The organism is Pseudomonadota bacterium (assembly GCA_010028905.1).
In the GTDB taxonomy this organism is placed as follows: domain Bacteria; phylum Vulcanimicrobiota; class Xenobia; order RGZZ01; family RGZZ01; genus RGZZ01.
Genome location: RGZZ01000812.1, coordinates 1 through 1,379 on the forward strand (window position 1 = coordinate 1; position 1,379 = coordinate 1,379).

At 62.9% G+C, this 1,379-nt stretch carries 2 protein-coding genes; both read left to right on the top strand.

The annotated features are described in order from the left end of the window. Positions 1–609: 609 nt before the first annotated feature. Positions 610–834 (top strand): hypothetical protein, encoded by a 225-nt coding sequence (locus EB084_25530; protein ID NDD31626.1) that lies wholly within the window; start codon positions 610–612, stop codon positions 832–834. After that, complete coding sequence (locus tag EB084_25535; protein NDD31627.1) at positions 831–1,259, top strand: hypothetical protein; 429 nt, start codon at positions 831–833, stop codon at positions 1,257–1,259. Before EB084_25530 ends, EB084_25535 begins: the two co-directional genes overlap by 4 nt. Positions 1,260–1,379 lie beyond the last annotated feature (120 nt).

Consider the following 1,379-nt stretch of genomic DNA (forward strand, 5'->3'; position numbering starts at 1 on the left):
TCAGGAAACTGGAACGGTGGAATATGCACATCGAGTAATAAATCATCCAACACACATCAAAACACTGAGCGCACAGACGAAAGTGTGGCTGACGCCGAGGGCATCGGACGGCGAGGGCGGGGTAATGGAGATGCGCGAGGGGGAGAAAGGAAGGTACAAACTGCGAGACCATGCAGTGAATGTGATGAAACAATTGCCGACGCCTGCGGTTGCAGACACCGAGGGTTCGAGGAAAACGAGGAGTGGCAAACGTTCGAACGAGCCACTTCTGAACGGCATGGCAGCGCAGTGGCCCACACCCCTTTCTCAGGACGGCAAGAACGGCACGGTGAGCGCCGAGACGCTGGGCCGGAACAGCCGGCCGTTGCGGGAAGTGTTTCCCCCCGGGCCAGCAGAGCGGGAAGCCTGGAGACACATTCCAGAAGACCTCCAACCCGCAACTCAACCCGCGCTTCGTGGAGTGGTTGATGGGGCTGCCAGAGGGGTGGGTCGAGTTAAAACCTCTCGGGTCGACGAGCTACGCATCCTGGGCAACGGCGTTGTGCCAGCAGTTGCGGCGGTTGCTTGGGTGATGCTGATGAAACAAATGAAAGCGGAGGTGGAGACCCCATGATGATTGCAGTGCTCGAGCGCTTGGTGTGCGCTCGCTGTGAGGAGATGCTCGAAGACGCGGTGACGTGCGTCAACGGCAAGCGCGTGTGCCTAGCCTGCACGTGCGACGGCTGCCGCGAGATGCCGTACCGATACCGCGACGAGGACAACGATGACCGCCAGCTGTGCGAGAAGTGCGTCATCTCCGAGCTCACGACGCGCCATGCGGAGGTGCGCTCGTGAGCGTGACCGACAAGACCAACAGAGCCAGAAGCCAGCTGTGCGCCATCGACGCCAATGATGGCCTGCCCACGTGCGTCGTGTGCGGGCAGTGGCTGAACGACGAAGACGACCTCAAGATCTTCTGCGCCCCGCGTGAGACTGGCTACGGGTACCTGGCGGTCGTTCACGCCGCCTGTGCGGAAGAGGTGAAGCGGACGCGACAGGCGCCCCCGTCGTCGCTGCGCCTCACGCCCGATGCGGAGGGCATCACGCAGCGCTGGGTTCTCCCCGATGGCGTGCCCGACAACGCCCCCATCTTCTGGAACGGACTGCTCCAGCTCGACGGCTCTTGCTTCGTTCGGTTCGGCCGCAGCATCGTCTTTCTGGGGAGAGCCCCCTCCCAAGGGTGCCTCGTCACGACACTCTCAGGAGGGGTGGCGCAGTAGGGTGTGCGAGCTACGTATTTCCAGTGCGCAGGTGAGTGGCCGCAGCCTCGATGGCGTCTGCCGCGTCTCGAAGCTTATCGCGCCCCTGCCCGTTGGCCGCGTACTCGCGGATGCACGCCG

What these genes read in the sequence shown, in the direction of transcription:
- EB084_25530 (NDD31626.1), top strand. Translation starts at nt 610, where the DNA reads ATGATGATTGCAGTGCTCGAGCGCTTGGTGTGCGCTCGCTGTGAGGAG.